Here is a 15,132-nt window from a genome sequence, read left to right as displayed (position 1 = left end):
GCAGAGTTCCAGCGGATCCTCTCGGTAGAAGGCCGTCCCCACCAGTGACGCCGTGTCACTTCCTCGACTGACACCTCGTGACTGCCGAGATGCGCCTGGCCGGGCTGTGCTGGAGCCATGAAGCATCCGATCCTCGTCACGCCCACCTCGAAGCCCCTCACCGACGACTCCTTCCTCCGCAGAACGGACGGGGGCCAGCGCGGACTCGTCGGGTGGGGCGAGATCGTCGCGGGCCTGGTGCTCATGGGGATCGCGGTCTACCGCATCCCGATCGCGCTGGAGCCGCAGGCCGCCGCGCTGGGACCGTGGTACGACCCGATCCTGCTGGCGCTGCCCGCCCTCGCCGCGCTGAGCGGCTTCTTCGCGGCAGCCCGGACCCGGCTCCGCGACCTCGGCGCCGTCGGGATCCGCCGGGCCTCGGGCCCCGCGCTGCTGGCGGGGGCCGGCCTGGGGGTCGTCGCGCTCGGGCTGACCGTCGGCGCGACCCTCGGCCTGGAACGCCTGGGGCTGCCGACGGGGACCGCCACGCCGAACACGACGGTCCTGGGCCTGGTGATCCTGGGCCTGGTGCTGCCGCTGACCTGGGAGCTGCTGTTCCGCGGGGTGGTGACCACGGCCCTGCTGCGCCACGGCGCGGTCGTCGGCGTGCTGGGCAGCGCGGTGTTCTCCGCCGCCGCGGCGCTGCTGGTCCTCTACTTCCTCCCCACGGCCTCGGTCGGGGTCGTGTCCGCCGTCGTCGTCGGCCTGATCGCCGCGGTCCTGCTGCGGCGCACCGGGTCCGTGTGGCCCGGCGTCGTCGCCCACGTGGTGTGCCACTCGCTCGCGCTCGGTCTGGTGGTGCTGTCGTGAAGCGGCTCCTCATCGCCGGTGTCCTGTCCCTGGTGCTGCTCGCGGGGTGCGGCGCCGCCCCCACCCCCACCGCCGCGGTCGCCACGGACACCCGGTCCGTCACGCACGCGGAGAACGACCGCGTCCCCGAGGGGGCCCGCTGGACCCAGCACTACTTCCCGACCTCCGACGGCGTCGAGCTCCACGCGGACGTCCTGCTGCCCGAGGACCTCCCCCCGGACGCGAAGGTGCCCCTCGTCCTGTCCGCGGGGACCTACTTCGGTCACTCCGGCCAGCTGAGCGTGGAGGGCTTCGCGCACACCGGCCCGTCCGCCCGGTTCGACGACCTGATCACCGAGGGCAGGCTGCTCGAACGCGGCTACGGCTTGGTGATGGTGGACCTGCGCGGCTTCGGCGGCTCCACCGGCTGCACCGAGGCGATCGGCGGGAAGGCCGACCAGACCGACGTCCGGGCGGCGCTGGACTGGGCCGCCGCGCAGCCCTTCTCCACGGGCTCGGTGGGCATGTACGGCAAGTCGATGGACGGGATCACCGCACTCGTCGGGAACAACCTGGACCATCCGGCACTCAAGGCCGTGATCGCGCAGGAGCCCATCTGGGACATCCAGCGCAACATGCGCTCCGGCGGCGTCCCGCGCTCCACGACGGTCTCCGTACCCTCGATCTACAACCAGCTCGCCACCCAGCCCCAGATGCCCGACGACGACCCCCGCTACCTCGCCAACGCCGCCTGGGACTCGCCCGCCGGGCCGCACCCGGAGTGCACGATCCTCAACACGGCGTCCTACATGGACCCGAACCCGGAGTCCGAGACCTGGCGCATCCGGAACCTGGCAGAGCACGCAAAGGGCACCGACACACCGCTGTTCGTGACCCAGGGCTTCCTGGAGTGGAACACCGACGCCGAGGGCATGCAGGAGTTCCTCGCGAACCACCAGGGCCCACAGCGCGCGTGGCTCGGGCAGTGGGACCACAAGCGCAGGGGCGAGCGCACCGCCGACGGCCGCCTGGAGCTGGGCCGCGAGGGCTGGTTCGACGAGGTGTTCTCCTTCTACGACCAGTACCTCAAGGGTGTCGCACCGACGACCGCCTACCCGAACGTGCTGGTCGAGGACAGCACCGGCGCCTGGCGGGCCGAGAAGAGCTGGCCGCGGGCCGACCGCACCGGGTCCGTGCCCTTGAAGGGCGGTTCGTACACCGACGACGGTGCGACGTCGTCGTACGTCCAGCGGTCCGAGCCGGTGGCCCGGCCCACCCGGCTCACCAGCTTCCCTCGGGTGTCACTGACCACCCGGGGCACCGGGAACGTCATGGTCCGCCTGCACGACGTCGCCCCCGACGGCAAGGCCGTCATGATCAACCAGCAGGTCTCCCTGCTCCAGCCCGGCGAGACGACGCTGGCGCTGCGGTCGACGGACTGGACGCTGCCCGCCGGGCACGCCCTCGCCGTCGAGATCGGGACGGTGCAGCCCGGCGCGCCGATGATCAACGACTGGCTGCCGACGGTGTCGAACCAGCGGGTCACGGTGCTGGGCGGACGGCTGGACCTGGCGCTCGACGACCCCTCCCGCGACACCGCGCAACCCGGGACGCCCGCGCCCTGGATGGAACTCTACCGGCTCACCCAGACGTCCACCCCCGCGGCCGGCGCCCCGACCTTCCGACTTCCCTGAGGTCCTTGACCGTGCCGCGACGGCACAGGTTCTGCTGGAGACACCGCCCCACGAGAGGAGCACACCCGGTGACCACCACCGAGCCCCGCCTGATCCCGCTCGAGGAGTTCTTCTCCGACCCGGAGTTCTCCGGCGCGAGCCTCTCCCCCGACGGCACCCGGATCGCCTACCTCGCCCCGGAGGGCGGCAGGCGCAACGTCTGGGTCCGCGGGATCGACGAGGAGCACGCCGACGCCGTGTGCGTCACCCACGACACCCGTCGCGGCGTCGGCAAGTACCACTGGACCGACGACCCGCGCTGGCTGCTGTACGAGCAGGACACCGACGGCAACGAGGACTGGCACCTCTACCGCGTCGACCTCGACGCTCCCGACGAGCCCGCCGTCGACCTCACCCCGTTGCCGCCGGGATCCCGGGTCGTCGGCGTCGATCCCCTGGAGGGCGTACCCGGCAGCATCCTCGTGCTGATGAACCGGCGGCCGCTGTACTTCGACTACTTCCGGATCGACGTCGCGAGCGGCGAGACCACGTTGCACCTGGAGCAACCGGGTCCGGGGGAGACGGTGCTGCTGGACCCGGCGGGTCTGCCCGTCTTCGCCTCCCGGCTGGTGGACGGCGAGTGGCAGTTCTTCGCGATCGACCCGGACGGGCGGCAGCGGCCGATCCACACCGCGGACGGGGCCGAGCACCCGGTGGGTGTCCTCCCCCAGCACGTCACACCGGACGGTCGGGGTCTGCTCCTGGGGTCCTACGGCGACGGTGACGACCTGCAGCTGATCCGGCTCGACCACGCGACCGGCGAGCGGACCGTCGTCGCCGCCGTCGCGGGGCACGACCTGGACACCCTCGGGGCGCTCGACCCGCGGCTGCCCCCGATCCTGTTCACCCGGCGCGGCAGCGGCGAGGTGCTGGCCGCCCGCTTCGTGGGCGACCGCGGCCACATCGAGGTGCTCGACCCGGAGTTCGCCCCGGTCTACGCGCAGCTCGCCACCCTGTCCGACGGCGTGCTGGGCACGCTGTCCTCCGACGAGGCGGGCCGCCGCTGGATCGCCACCTTCCTCCACGACCGCGAACCGGCCGTGACCTGGCTCTACGACCACGAGACGGGCGAGAGCCGGGAGCTGTTCCGGCCCTACCCGCACCTCGACGCGGCCGACCTGGCACCGATGCGAGCCGTCCACTTCCCGGCCCGCGACGGCCTGCCGCTGCACGGCTTCCTGAGCCTGCCGGTCGGCAGGCGACCCGAGGCGCTGCCGCTTGTGGTGCTGGTCCACGGCGGGCCGTGGGCGCACGACACCTGGGGCTACGACGCGCAGGCCCAGTTCCTCGCCAACCGCGGGTACGCCGTGCTGCACGTCGAGTTCCGCGGCTCCACCGGCTACGGACGGCGGCACCTCACCGCGGCCATCGGCGAGCTCGCGAGGGCGATGCACACCGACCTGATCGACGCCGCCGACTGGGCGGTGGCCGAGGGCATCGCCGACCCCGAGCGGATCGGCATCTACGGCGGGTCCTACGGCGGCTACTCGGCGCTGGTCGCCGTGACCGTCACGCCGGACTACTTCGCGGCCTCGGTCGACTACGTGGGGATCTCCGACCTCGTCGAGTTCCTGCGGTCGGTCCCGGAGTTCGCGCGGTTCGGCCTGGTCAACAACTGGTACCGCTACGGAGGCGACCCGGACGACCCCGAGCAGCACGCGGACCTGCTGGCCCGCTCGCCCATCACGATGGTCGACCGGATCCGGACGCCGCTGCTGGTCGCACAGGGCGCCAACGACGCCCGGGTGAAGCAGTCCGAGTCCGACAACATCGTCGCCTCGCTGCGCGAACGCGGGGTCCCGGTCGAGTACCTGCTCGCCGAGGACGAGGGCCACGGCTTCGAGAACCCGGAGAACCAGCTGCGGCTCTACCGGGCCATCGAGCGCCACTTCGCCGAGCACCTCGGCGAGCCCGACGCCTGAGTCGTGCGCGGTGCGACGACAGGGCCACGACGATCACACCGTCGATCGGCCACGGACCCGGCAGAGGAGCGACCGGAGCTGGCAAGGTGGCCGCCATGACGAACGCTGTCACGGTCGCGATGCTGGACGAGGACACCTGGCCCTCGTTCGCCGCGCTGGTCGAGGCGAACAACGGGGTCTGGGGCGGGTGCTGGTGCATGGGCTTCCACGTCAAGCTCGGCAAGGGTCGTAGTCCCCAGCAGAATCGGGACGAGAAGCGCGAGCTCGTCCGCTCGGGCGCCACTCACAACGTGCTGGTGCTCGACGGCGACGCGTGTCTGGGCTGGTGCCAGTTCGGCAGCCCGGCCGAGCTGCCCGAGATCAAGAGCCGGCGGCGGTACGACAAGGAGCTGACGCGACTGCCCGACTGGCGCATCACCTGCTTCTTCACCGGGAAGGGGCTGCGCAAGCGCGGAGTCGCCGACACCGCGCTCGGCGGTGCGCTGGCCGAGATCGACCGCCTCGGCGGCGGGGTCGTGGAGGGGTACCCGGAGGGGACGGACGACCGCACGGTGTCGGGCTCGTACCTGCACACCGGACCGATGGCCGTGTTCGAGCGGCACGGGTTCACCCGCACCCGGCCGATCTCCCCGCACCGCTGGGTGGTGACCCGCACCGTCTGACGCGGTGTTCACCCCCCGGCTGCCCGCGCGGTGCGGCGCCACAACGGCCCCCACGACGTGGCGAGGAAGGCGGCCAGCTCCCGCCAGGCGTCGTGCGGTCCTCGGGCGGTCCGCCACACCACGTGAGCGTCGGGGCGGACGACGACAGCACCCTGCGGGCCGATCTCCAGGCGCTGCGCCACCTCGGGATCGAGCCCGTCCGGGAGGTCGATCGACCGCACGACCAGCTCGACCGGCACATCGTCGGCGTGCTCGTCGACGAGCCGCCGCCACGGCTCCGCCGTCGGCGAGAGCAGCGTGAGTCCGCGCTGCTGCACGAGCCGGCGGGCGGGGACGACGGCGCCGTCCACCAGGACCGGGACGTGCGGAAGTCGGTGCCCGGGCCACGTGGTCGGCCGGTACTCACGGACGCCGTCGCCGATGATCGGGACGCCGCCCGGCTCCGACGCCACGAGTCGTCCCCGGTAGCCGTAGCCGAACTCCAGACCGGTGGCGACGAAGTGGTCGATCTGGCCCGGGACGGTGCGTCGGACGTGGGCGCGCAGCCGCTCGCTGCGCCGCGACGTGGGGTGCAACCCGGCCGTCCGGCCGAGCTGCAGGCGCGTGAGACGTTCGACGATGCCCGCCGCGACCGAGCCCGGCAGCCACGACAGCGGCGGACGCCCCACGCCCTTCGTCGCCACGAGCAGCGAGGCGTTGGAGACGCCGAACGGCGTGGTCACCTCGTCGAGCCGGAAGTGGTTGGTGACGCTGTAGTCGGCGAACCGCTCGATCACGGGACGCCGCTCCTCCTCGTAGGTGTCGAGCAGGGAGTCGTCGGCGGCCCCGTCGAGGACGGCCTCGAGCTTCCACGCGAGGTTCTCGGCGTCCTGGACCCCGCTGTTCAGGCCGAACCCGCCGGTGTGGGGGAACCGGTGAGCGGCGTCGCCGACGAGCAGCAGCCCGCCTTCGCGGAACCGGGTCGCCAGCTGCGAGGTCATGGACCACGTGCCGGTGGAGCGGATCGTCGCGTCGGGTCGGCCGAGGACCGACGGCACGGTGCGCTCCCAGTACGTGCGAGGGGACCGCGCGATCTCCTGCTCGGGGTGCAGGTAGATCGTCATCAGCACGTAGTGGTCATCGGCGTGCGCGATCATCACCCCGGTGAAGCCAGGGCGGTAGATCCAGGTCAGCAGCGGTCGGGTCTCCCCCGGCGCGTACAGACCGGGCGCGTGGACGAACGCGCTGCCCATGTGCGCCAGGACCGGTCCGTCGAGCTCGATGCCGGCGCGGGCGCGCAGCACGCTGTTCGCGCCGTCGGCCGCCACCACGAATCGGCTCGCGAGCGGTGTCGTCCCGCCTGCGACACGGACCTCCATCGCGCCGGCAGAGGTCGCGCGCGCGTCCTCCACGACGGCCCCGAGGCGCAGGTCGACCAACGGCTCGCGGTCCAGCGCCGCCCACAGCTCGGGCATGAGCTGATGCTGGCCGACGTGGGAGCGCAGGTACGGGCTCAGCGTCCGCAGCCGCACGAGGTCCTGAGGGTCGTCGCCCCGGATGTCCAGGTCCGCGATCGGGTCGGTGAGTTCGCTGGCCCACCGGATGGTCGTGATCTCCTCCAGCGGCGGGCTGAGGGCGGCGACCACCCGGGCGAGCTCGGGGTCGGCCTCCTCCCACGTCTCGAGCGTCGGCGCGTTGACGACGTGCGCCGCCGGGTGCTGCAGCGGCTCGGTCCGCCGCTCCAGCACGGTCGTCGCGATCCCGCGACGGGCGAGCAGGAGTGCCAGGGACGAACCGGCGGCTCCCGCACCCACGACCGTGATACGGTGCCCGCCCACCGTCAGAGCGTCTTCCAGGTGATGGTCTTCTTGTTCGCGCGCGGCTTCTGTCCGGGAGGGGTACCGGCGCCCGGCTTCAGCAGCTCGGCCGGGTCGTCGCCGCGGCGCAGCCGCGCGAGCAGGTAGTCGGGGTCGACGTTGGTCCCGATGGGGTTCCGCTCGAACTCCGCGCTGTCGAAGAAGGCCGCCGTCTCCTCGATGGTCGAGAAGTTGTCGACCTGCAGCTCCAGGCGGATGCCGTCGGGGTCCTCGTAGTACAGCGACGTCGTCGGGCCGTGGTTGATGGCCCACACCGGCTCGATGCCGAGCGGCTTCAGCCGCTCGTAGAGGGCGAGCAGCTTCTCGATCGAGAGCAGCTGGAGCGCCACGTGGTCGATCCCGTAGATCTTGCGGCGCAGGTGGGCGAAGGGGAAGAGCACCTTCAGGACGCGGGGCACCTCGATGAGTGCCAGTCGGTGGTGCTCGTGGTCCCAGGTCAGGAAGGTCAGGTCGTCGTCGGTGTGGACGACCCTCGCCCCGAAGACCTTCCCGTACCAGTCGATCATCTCCTGGCGCCGCGCGGTCTTGACGACCCAGTGCGCGACGAAGTCCGGGGCCTTGTCCCAGTCCCCGGGGGTCCTCTCGTCGGTCCGTGCGGCGGCGTCCATCGTGTTCCTCTCGTCAGCTCGCCGGCGGACCGACGATGGTGGTGCGCTGGGTCCCCAGGTCGACCAGGCCCTCGGGATGGGTGATGCTGGCCGTCACGACGCTCCCCGGCTCGAGGTAGGGGCGCTTCAGCTGCCGCGCGACGAAGGCCCGCCAGAGCTGCTGCTCGCTGAGCAGGGCCGTCGCGATGCGGCGGACGATCGCCGGCGGCGAGCTCGCGGTGATGCCCGACGGCGTGCCCGTGAGCAGGAGGTCGCCGGGGTCGAGGTCGCAGAACGTGCTGAGCTCGGTCAGGGTCTCGGCCGGCTTGTGCAGGAGGTGGGCGCTGGAGTCCTGCTGGCGCGGCACACCGTCGACCTCGAGTCGGAGGTCGAGCTCGTCGACGAGTCCGATCTCGTCGGCGTCGAGCACCGCCAGGTACGGACCGACGGGGCAGAAGCCGCGGTAGCTCTTGCCCTTGAGGAACTGTCCCTGCGGGAGCTGCACGTCACGGGCGGACAGGTCGTTGGCGATCGTGACGCCGAAGACGTAGTCGGCGAGGTTGTCGCGCGTCACGACCACGTTCTCGCGGACCCGGCGGCGCAGGACGAGGGCCAGCTCGATCTCGTAGTCCAGGAGTCGCACGTGGGCCGGGCGCACGACCGGGTCGACCGGTCCGGTGATCGCGGCGTCGGTCTTGTCGAAGAAGAGGTTGTAGGACAGGGCGTCGGGGTCCATGCCCGACTCGACGGCGTGCTCGCGGTAGTTGACGCCCTGGCACATGACGCGGCAGGGCGTGGTGACCGGCGACAGCACACGCACCGACGCCACGGGCAGCGTGCCGGTCTCGCCGCTGCGCGCGCGCCAGTCGTCCTCGCCGGCGGTGATGAGGTCGCCGGTCGTCTCGTACCGTCCCTGCAGGGGCGCGATCGCGGAGTCGTGCACCACGCCCCACGCCGGTGCGGCGCCGTCCTCGGCGACGTAGCGAGCGAGGTGGGTGACCATCCGGAAGTCCCTTCGACGGGTGCTCGTGAGCTGGTCCTCCCAGCCTGCCGACCGGGGGTCGCGCCGTCATCGGTCTGGAGTGCAAGACCGGAGGGCGTCGGTCGGACCGAAACCTCACGGCCCGATCCGTGCCATGGTCGGCGCATGACTCGCTCCCTCGTCACCGGCGCTACGGCCGGCATCGGTCACGGCTTCGCCGACGAGCTGGCCCGCCGCGGCCAGGACCTGGTCCTCGTCGCCCGCGACGCCGAGCGGCTCGCGGCGGTGTCCGACGACCTCGCGACGCGGCACCGCGTCCAGGTCGAGACGATCGTGGCGGACCTGTCCGACCGCGAGGGCACCCGAGCCGTCGCCGACCGGTTGTCCGACGACTCGTCGCCGGTAGACCTGCTCGTCAACAACGCCGGCTCAGGTCTCGCCGCGTGGTTCGGCGCGATCGACATCGCCGACGAGGAGCGGCAGCTCGACCTGCTCGTCCGCGCGCCGATGGTCCTGATGGACGCCGCGCTGAAGTCCATGGCGGGTCGAGGCGGCGCGATCATCAACGTCGCCAGCCTCGCCGCCTTCACCCCCCGGGGCACCTACTCGGCGTCCAAGGCCTTCGTGGTCAACCTGTCGCAGTGGGCCAACCTGCACTACGGCGAGGACGGGATCCGGGTCCTCGCACTGTGCCCTGGCTTCGTCCGGACCGAGTTCCACGCGCGGGGCGAGATGGACATGAGCGGCATCAAGCCCTGGATGTGGCTCTCCGTCGAGACGGTGGTGCGGGCAGCGCTCGCCGACCTCGATCGCGGGCGCGCGGTCTCGATCCCGGGCCGTCGCTACAAGCTGCTGGCCACGCTCGCACGGCACGCCCCGGCAGCGATCGTGGCTCGGCAGGCCCGGCGGGGACGCGACTGACGGCGTGTCTCCCCCTGTGCGCAGCTCGAGCAGGGAACCGGAGTCGTTGGATCCTTCCCGGTCACCCGCACGCGCCTCGGCTCACGCCAGGACGTGGTGCCCGAGTACCTCGGCGAGCATCAGTGCCACCTGGAGCTGCGGACGTCGGACCTCGATCGGGTCTCCCCTGAGCTCCTCGGCCCGGCGCACGCGGTAGGCCACCGTGCTGCGCGCCACGTGCAGGGCCTCGGCGGACCGGTTGAGGCTGCGCTCCTCCGCGAGGTAGCGCACGAGTGTCTCGCGCAGTTCCGTCGTCGGATCGTCGAGCGTCGCGAGCCCGCCCAGCTCACGCCGGACCATGGCTCTGGCGGCGGACATGTCGCGCGTGGCCATGCAGACCAGCTCCAGGTCGACGTACCGGAAGACCCGCGTGTTCCGGACCGCCAGCTCGGCGACGCGGACCGCCTCGAGCGCTTGCAGGTGCCCGGCCCGGAATCCCTCGTGCCCGGGAGCGACGACACCGAGCGCACAACGCGCGCCATCGAGGACGTCGGCATCCGTCACCTCGAATCCGGCAGCAGTGGCCCTCGAGCCCCAGGCCCACACGCGGCGACGGCCCACCGGGATCACCAGGGTGCCCGTCGCACCGGACCCGCGCAGCAACGAGCGCGCGCCGATCTCCAGCTGCGTGGCGCTGAGCTCGGACGTCACGTCCGCCCACAGCACGACCGCCAGGTGGTGGGCCTCCAGGTCGTAGCCCAGCACGGTCCTGGCGTCACCGGCCGTGACACCGGAACCGTCGGGAGCGAGGATCTCCTGCACGAGCTCGCGGCGGACCGCCGAGGACGTCGCCGACCACGCCACCTGAGCCTCGGCGAACTCCTGCGTCATGGCCTGCAGCAGGAAGTCGGTGAGCCCCAGCAGCACCTCCGCCACGCGCCGGCTCTCCTGGAACCGCAGCTCGGCCGGGACGTGCCGCCCGCACGCGTCCATCATGGCTCGCACGCCGACCGCGTGGGCCGTGTGGACGCTGCGCAGCATGTGCTCGATGCCGATGCCCCGGCTCACCAGCTCGGCCGGGCCCAGCAGCACCTCGGGCACCTCGAAGTCCGTCACCGTCCCCCGCGCGTGGAGCTCGAGCAGGCACCCGAGCACGACCGCGACGCTGCCGCGCTCCAGCTCGCGGATCACGTCGGGCACGTCGAGCTCGGGCACCGCAGCCAGCATCGCCTCGACCATCGACGACGCGAGCTCCAGCCCCCAGTCGACGGGACCGGGCCCGAGGGCCGCCACCGCGGCGGGCAGGTGCGCCTCGAGCCCGGGTGGCCCCGGCCGGGACCGTGCGCCAGGTGCGCGAGGGGCCAGGCGCAGCACCCACGACGGGTCCGGGAGGTCCTGATCGTCTGCTGGGCTCACGCGCCGACCCCGGCCAGGAGCCGGACCGACCGGAGCCCGGTGTCCGGGTCCGTCGCCCCACGCTCGGCCGTGGTCAGGAGCAGCTCCTCCCCCTGCTCCAGGAGCGCTGCGCCGATGTGGCGAGAGGTGTCCGGCGAGATCTTCTCGACCATCTGTGCCGCAGCGTCGTCGATCGCCGCGGTGTCGGGCACCTCGCCGCCGTCGACGGCGCGGCCGACCGCGGCCCGCCGGTGGGCGACGGTGGATCGAGAACGTCGGCTCACGGGCCCAGCCTAGGTTCGGCGACGGCGACGGACGCACGTCAGGTCGCGAACCCGAGACCCGCGGCGTCCTCCGAGGCCGACCACGGGCGCGCGCTCCGGAGCGCCACATGGACACCTCACCACCGCGCGATCCCGACACGGGCACGGGAGTGGCCGAGGACGGACGGCGAGGAGCGGGGCCTCATGCGGACGCTCCCGCGGTGAGGGTGGCGCGCGACAGCACGCCGGCGAGCCTGCCGTCGCGCACGACGTGGAGGATCTCGGCGCCGTCGGTCCGGGCGAGCGCCTCGGCGACCGTCTCGCCCGTGCCGACCGTGACCGGCGGTGGTCCGGCGGGCACGCCGACCGGGGCGTCCGGGTCTCCCGGCACGAGCCCGGCGCGGAGCCGAGCCGTGTCCAGCCCGCCGAGAATCTCCGCGGCGGAGGCCGCGAAGCGCGGGCTGCGCCCGGCGAGCACGACCGGTAGCACCGGCTGGCCGTCGCCCACCTCGTGGGCCAGGACGACCGCTTCGCGCAGCGTCGTCCGCGGGGTGACGGTGACGACCGGCCCGCCCGCGACCCGCTCGGCCAGCAGGTCGGGGCGGTCGTCGTCGAGGAAGCCGGAGCGGCGCAGCCAGTCCACCGAGTGGTACTTCGACAGGTAGGCGCGACCGGAGTCCGGCAGCAGCGCGACGACGACGTCGTCCGGCCCGAGGCCGCGGGCGACCCGCAGCGCCGCGGCGACCGCCAGCCCCGCCGACCCGCCCACGAGGATCCCCTCCTCGCGGGCCAGCCGTCGGGTGGTCAGCACCGACTCCCGGTCCGGGACAGCCTCGATCCGGTCGACGACGGCGGGGTCGTAGGACTCCGGCCACACGTCCTCCTCGGTATCCGGGTGGAGGTAGTGGCCGGCCGCCTCGACGAGGAACGGGCTGCCGTCGCCGCCGTTGTAGACCGAGGTCACGGGGTCGGCGCCGACGACCGTCACGTCGCCGACCTCCTTCAGGTACCTTCCCGTGCCGGTGATCGTCCCCCCGGTCCCGATGCCCGCGACGAAGTGGGTGACCCGACCCTGCGTGGCCGCCCAGATCTCCGGTCCGGTGGTGCGGTGGTGCGCGGCCGGGTTGGCCGGGTTGTCGTACTGGTTCGCCTTCCAGCCACCGGGTCGCTCGGCCGCGATCCGAGCCGACAGGTTGGCCACGTACTCGGGGTGCTCGCGGGGCAGCCGCCCCGGCGTCCGGACGATCTCGGCGCCGTACGCGCGGAGCACGTCGACCTTCTCGTCGGCGATGGTGTCCGGCAGCACCACGACGAGCCCGTACCCGAGCGCCGCGGCAGCCTGTGCCAGCCCGGTGCCGGTGTTGCCGGAGGTGCCCTCCACGATCGTGCCGCCGGGCCGCAGCGCCCCGGACGCCTCGGCCGCGCGCACCATCTCCAGCGCGGCGCGGTCCTTCACCGAGCCGCCGGGGTTGAGGTACTCGATCTTGACGAGCACGGACGCGCCGAGCCCCGCGGTCAGCCTGCCCAGCCGCACCAGCGGGGTGCCGCCGACCAGGTCGAGGACGGAGTCGTGGATCATGGCAGCTCCAGGTGGTGGCGCAGGGTGGTGCCCTCGTACTCGGTGCGGTAGACGCCGCGCTCCTGCAGCGCGGGTACGAGCGTGTCGACGATCTCGACGAGTGCGTCCGGCACCAGGTAGGGCAGCAGGTTGAAGCCGTCGACCACCCGCTCGCGGGCGTAGCGGGCCCACTCGTCGGCGATGGCGCCGGGCGTCCCGACGAACGCCGGGTGGCCCGGAGTGACCGCCAGGGCCAGCTGCCGGATCGACAGGTTCTCGGCCTCCGCCCGGTCTCGCCAGGACTGGATCAGCGCGAGCTTCCCCGAGCGCCGCTCGATGGCGATCGTGCCGCGCGAAGGGTCGAGTTCCGCGTCGCTCGCGGCGATGTCCGGCAACGGGCCGTCGGGATCGTAGCCGGACAGGTCGGTGCCCCAGTACTGCTCGAAGAAGGCCAGCGCGCGGGGCCCGGTGACCTGCTCCTCGCGTACCCAGCGGGCCTTGTCGGCCGCTTCCTCGGGCGTCTCGCCGAGGACCACGCTCGCCCCGGGCAGGATCCGCAGCGAGTCGGCCGAGCGGCCGTGGCGCGCGAGCCGTTCCCGCAGGTCGGCGGCGTACGCGGCGGCCTCGTCGAAACCGGTGTGGGCCGAGAACACGACGTCCGCGTGCCGCGCCGCGAGCTCGCGGCCGCCCTCGGAGTCCCCGGCCTGGAACAACACCGGCCGGCCCTGCCTGCTCGCGGGCAGTGTCGGGACCGCGCTGAACTCGACGAGGTCGGTGTGCCGTTCGATCGGCTCGATCGAACCGGGCCGGGCCCAGCTCCTGCCGCCGGCGATCGCGTCAGGCTGCCAGCCGGCCCAGAGCGCCGTGGCCGCCTCCACGAACTGGGAGGCCCGCTCGTAGCGACGCTCGTGCGGCAGCCAGCCGCCGTGCCGGAAGTTCTCCCCGGTCCAGGCGTTGTCGGTGGTCACGATGTTCCAGCCCGCGCGTCCGTCGGAGAGCAGGTCGAGGCTGGCCAGCCGGCGGGCGAGGTCGGCCGGGTCGTTGTAGGTGGTGTTCTGGGTGGCGACGAGCCCGATGCGTTCCGTCGCGCCGGCCAGGGCGGAGAGCTGGGTGATCGCGTCCGGGCGGCCCGCGACGTCGAGGTCGAAGACGCGACCCCGGTTCTCCCGCACCCGCAGACCCTCACCGAGGAAGAAGGCGTCGAACAGGCCGCGCTCCAGCAGCCGGGCGAGGTCGACGAAGGTCTGGATCTCCATCTGCGGGGCGGCGCGGTCGTCCGCCCAGACCAGCTGCGGGCCGACGCCGGTGAAGAAGACTCCCAGGTGGATCCTGGGCCGGTTCCCGGTCATGGACGACTCCCGGCGAAACGGTTGGTGGGGCGGGGCAGACCGAGGGACTCGCGCAGGGTCGCCCCCGCGGGCCGCCGCAGCAGCGGCAGCACCTCGGACTGCAGTATCGGCAGGTCCACGGCGTGGACGGCCGGGTGGAACCGGACGCCGTCCACCACCCCGTCGAGCTCGCGGAGCAGTGCGACCAGGGCGTCGACCGACCCGACGTGCCGGAGCCGCCCGGTCGGCTCCCACCGGGTCTCCGCGTCGAGCTCCGCGAGCCGGTCCGCCGCGGGGCGGTCGGCGTCGAGCACGACCTCCAGGTCCAGCACGGTGAGCGGCGCGTCCGCGCGGTGCGGCTGCCCGACCAGGGCCACGTCCGCCCGGGCCCCGAGCTCCAGCTCCGCGGCGGCCAGGACCACGATCTGACCCTGCGGCGGCCGCGGGGTGATCAACGGCCCCTTCACCGTGAACCGGGCCCCGACGGCGTCGACGTGGTGGACGCGGTCCGGGTCCAGGTAGCGACCGCTCGTCCGGTCGCGGATCACCGCGTCGTCCTCCCAGGAGTCCCAGAGGGCGCGGGCGGTGTCGATCACGTCCCGGGTCTCCCGCGCCAGAGCGTCGGGATCGAGGGGCACCGCGCCGATCGTGGCGGCCGACGCGGCGTCGTTCGCGGTGCCGACGACCCACCCCGCTCGGCCGCGCGTCGCGTGGTCGAGCGCGGCCAGCTGGGTGGCCAGGTGGAACGGCTCCGTCGTGGCGACGTGCAGGGTGGGCGCGAGCCCGACCGTCCGCGTGGTCGTGGCGACGAACGCGGCCCGGGTCCCCGCCTCGAGCCGGCTGGCGGCGTCGAGCCCGCTGCTGGGCGGGAGGGGTGAGTCGGCGAACGTCACGAGGGCGACGCCGGCGGACTCGGCGGTGTGGACGGCGTCGCGGAGCGCCCGGCCCGTGAGGACGGCGCCGGGTGGACGGCCCGACCACCGCCAGGCGGCGGGGTGGGCACCGTCGCCGTCGAGTTCGACGGCCGCGAACAAGCTGGTCATGACACCTCCGAGACGACGGTGACCCGTCGTCGGTCGAGAGCCGACGCCACGGTGGCGACGACGAGGGCGAGGGCT

At 73.1% G+C, this 15,132-nt stretch carries 13 protein-coding genes; 5 read left to right on the top strand and 8 right to left on the bottom strand.

The window, feature by feature from the left end:
* The first annotated feature begins 117 nt into the window (after positions 1 to 117).
* From Ae331Ps2_RS22235 to Ae331Ps2_RS22220, 4 genes are all read left to right on the top strand, one after another.
* Entirely contained in the window at positions 118 to 849 is a 732-nt protein-coding gene (locus Ae331Ps2_RS22235) for a CPBP family intramembrane glutamic endopeptidase (protein WP_075306692.1), read from the top strand.
* Positions 846 to 2,522 carry a CocE/NonD family hydrolase gene (locus tag Ae331Ps2_RS22230; RefSeq protein ID WP_075306693.1) on the top strand — a complete coding sequence of 559 codons (1,677 nt, stop codon included), beginning with the start codon at positions 846 to 848 and terminating at the stop codon, positions 2,520 to 2,522. Before Ae331Ps2_RS22235 ends, Ae331Ps2_RS22230 begins: the two co-directional genes overlap by 4 nt.
* Before the next feature lie 68 nt (positions 2,523 to 2,590).
* Complete coding sequence (locus Ae331Ps2_RS22225) at positions 2,591 to 4,483, top strand: alpha/beta fold hydrolase (protein WP_075306694.1); 1,893 nt, start codon at positions 2,591 to 2,593, stop codon at positions 4,481 to 4,483.
* A 95-nt stretch (positions 4,484 to 4,578) separates the two neighbouring features.
* Complete coding sequence (locus Ae331Ps2_RS22220; protein ID WP_075306695.1) at positions 4,579 to 5,145, top strand: GNAT family N-acetyltransferase; 567 nt, start codon at positions 4,579 to 4,581, stop codon at positions 5,143 to 5,145.
* An 8-nt stretch (positions 5,146 to 5,153) separates the two neighbouring features.
* Here Ae331Ps2_RS22220 and Ae331Ps2_RS22215 read toward each other — a convergent pair whose 3' ends face one another.
* Genes Ae331Ps2_RS22215 through Ae331Ps2_RS22205 form a run of 3 tightly spaced genes read right to left on the bottom strand, consistent with a single transcriptional unit; the run spans position 5,154 to position 8,591 of the window.
* Positions 5,154 to 6,938, bottom strand: coding sequence for an FAD-dependent monooxygenase (locus tag Ae331Ps2_RS22215; protein ID WP_212611723.1), 1,785 nt, complete (start codon positions 6,936 to 6,938; stop codon positions 5,154 to 5,156).
* 26 nt (positions 6,939 to 6,964) lie between these two features.
* Positions 6,965 to 7,609: a VOC family protein gene (locus Ae331Ps2_RS22210; protein WP_075306697.1), complete on the bottom strand. Its 645-nt coding sequence runs from the start codon at positions 7,607 to 7,609 to the stop codon at positions 6,965 to 6,967.
* Positions 7,610 to 7,622: 13 nt separating this feature from the next.
* The gene (locus tag Ae331Ps2_RS22205) at positions 7,623 to 8,591 is read right to left on the bottom strand and encodes a fumarylacetoacetate hydrolase family protein (protein ID WP_075306698.1); all 969 of its coding nucleotides are present in this window, start codon (positions 8,589 to 8,591) and stop codon (positions 7,623 to 7,625) included.
* A 144-nt stretch (positions 8,592 to 8,735) separates the two neighbouring features.
* Here Ae331Ps2_RS22205 and Ae331Ps2_RS22200 point away from each other — a divergent pair, with 144 nt between their 5' ends.
* Positions 8,736 to 9,491 carry an SDR family oxidoreductase gene (locus tag Ae331Ps2_RS22200; protein ID WP_075306699.1) on the top strand — a complete coding sequence of 252 codons (756 nt, stop codon included), beginning with the start codon at positions 8,736 to 8,738 and terminating at the stop codon, positions 9,489 to 9,491.
* Positions 9,492 to 9,572: 81 nt separating this feature from the next.
* Here the strand turns inward: Ae331Ps2_RS22200 and Ae331Ps2_RS22195 are convergent, their stop codons facing one another.
* From Ae331Ps2_RS22195 to Ae331Ps2_RS22175, 5 genes are all read right to left on the bottom strand, one after another.
* Positions 9,573 to 10,886, bottom strand: a complete 1,314-nt coding sequence (locus Ae331Ps2_RS22195; protein WP_075306700.1) for a CdaR family transcriptional regulator — start codon at positions 10,884 to 10,886, stop codon at positions 9,573 to 9,575.
* Positions 10,883 to 11,149 (bottom strand): hypothetical protein, encoded by a 267-nt coding sequence (locus tag Ae331Ps2_RS32180; RefSeq protein ID WP_075306701.1) that lies wholly within the window; start codon positions 11,147 to 11,149, stop codon positions 10,883 to 10,885. Before Ae331Ps2_RS32180 ends, Ae331Ps2_RS22195 begins: the two co-directional genes overlap by 4 nt.
* Before the next feature lie 181 nt (positions 11,150 to 11,330).
* Positions 11,331 to 12,707, bottom strand: a complete 1,377-nt coding sequence (locus Ae331Ps2_RS22185) for a PLP-dependent cysteine synthase family protein (protein WP_075306702.1) — start codon at positions 12,705 to 12,707, stop codon at positions 11,331 to 11,333.
* On the bottom strand, positions 12,704 to 14,035 hold the full coding sequence (locus Ae331Ps2_RS22180; RefSeq protein ID WP_075306703.1) for an NtaA/DmoA family FMN-dependent monooxygenase: 1,332 nt from the start codon (positions 14,033 to 14,035) through the stop codon (positions 12,704 to 12,706). Before Ae331Ps2_RS22180 ends, Ae331Ps2_RS22185 begins: the two co-directional genes overlap by 4 nt.
* Complete coding sequence (locus Ae331Ps2_RS22175; protein ID WP_075306704.1) at positions 14,032 to 15,057, bottom strand: LLM class flavin-dependent oxidoreductase; 1,026 nt, start codon at positions 15,055 to 15,057, stop codon at positions 14,032 to 14,034. Before Ae331Ps2_RS22175 ends, Ae331Ps2_RS22180 begins: the two co-directional genes overlap by 4 nt.
* Positions 15,058 to 15,132 lie beyond the last annotated feature (75 nt).

The sequence above is a fragment of the Pseudonocardia sp. Ae331_Ps2 genome, assembly GCF_001932405.1.
Lineage (GTDB): Bacteria > Actinomycetota > Actinomycetes > Mycobacteriales > Pseudonocardiaceae > Pseudonocardia.
The sequence above is the reverse complement of the archived record's forward strand: the minus strand, read 5'-3'. Positions and strand labels throughout refer to the sequence as shown.

What these genes read in the sequence shown, in the direction of transcription:
- Ae331Ps2_RS22205 (WP_075306698.1), bottom strand. Translation starts at nt 8,591, where the DNA reads ATGGTCACCCACCTCGCTCGCTACGTCGCCGAGGACGGCGCCGCACCG.
- Ae331Ps2_RS22200 (WP_075306699.1), top strand. Translation starts at nt 8,736, where the DNA reads ATGACTCGCTCCCTCGTCACCGGCGCTACGGCCGGCATCGGTCACGGC.
- Ae331Ps2_RS22235 (WP_075306692.1), top strand. Translation starts at nt 118, where the DNA reads ATGAAGCATCCGATCCTCGTCACGCCCACCTCGAAGCCCCTCACCGAC.
- Ae331Ps2_RS22220 (WP_075306695.1), top strand. Translation starts at nt 4,579, where the DNA reads ATGACGAACGCTGTCACGGTCGCGATGCTGGACGAGGACACCTGGCCC.
- Ae331Ps2_RS22185 (WP_075306702.1), bottom strand. Translation starts at nt 12,707, where the DNA reads ATGATCCACGACTCCGTCCTCGACCTGGTCGGCGGCACCCCGCTGGTG.
- Ae331Ps2_RS22180 (WP_075306703.1), bottom strand. Translation starts at nt 14,035, where the DNA reads ATGACCGGGAACCGGCCCAGGATCCACCTGGGAGTCTTCTTCACCGGC.
- Ae331Ps2_RS22210 (WP_075306697.1), bottom strand. Translation starts at nt 7,609, where the DNA reads ATGGACGCCGCCGCACGGACCGACGAGAGGACCCCCGGGGACTGGGAC.
- Ae331Ps2_RS22175 (WP_075306704.1), bottom strand. Translation starts at nt 15,057, where the DNA reads ATGACCAGCTTGTTCGCGGCCGTCGAACTCGACGGCGACGGTGCCCAC.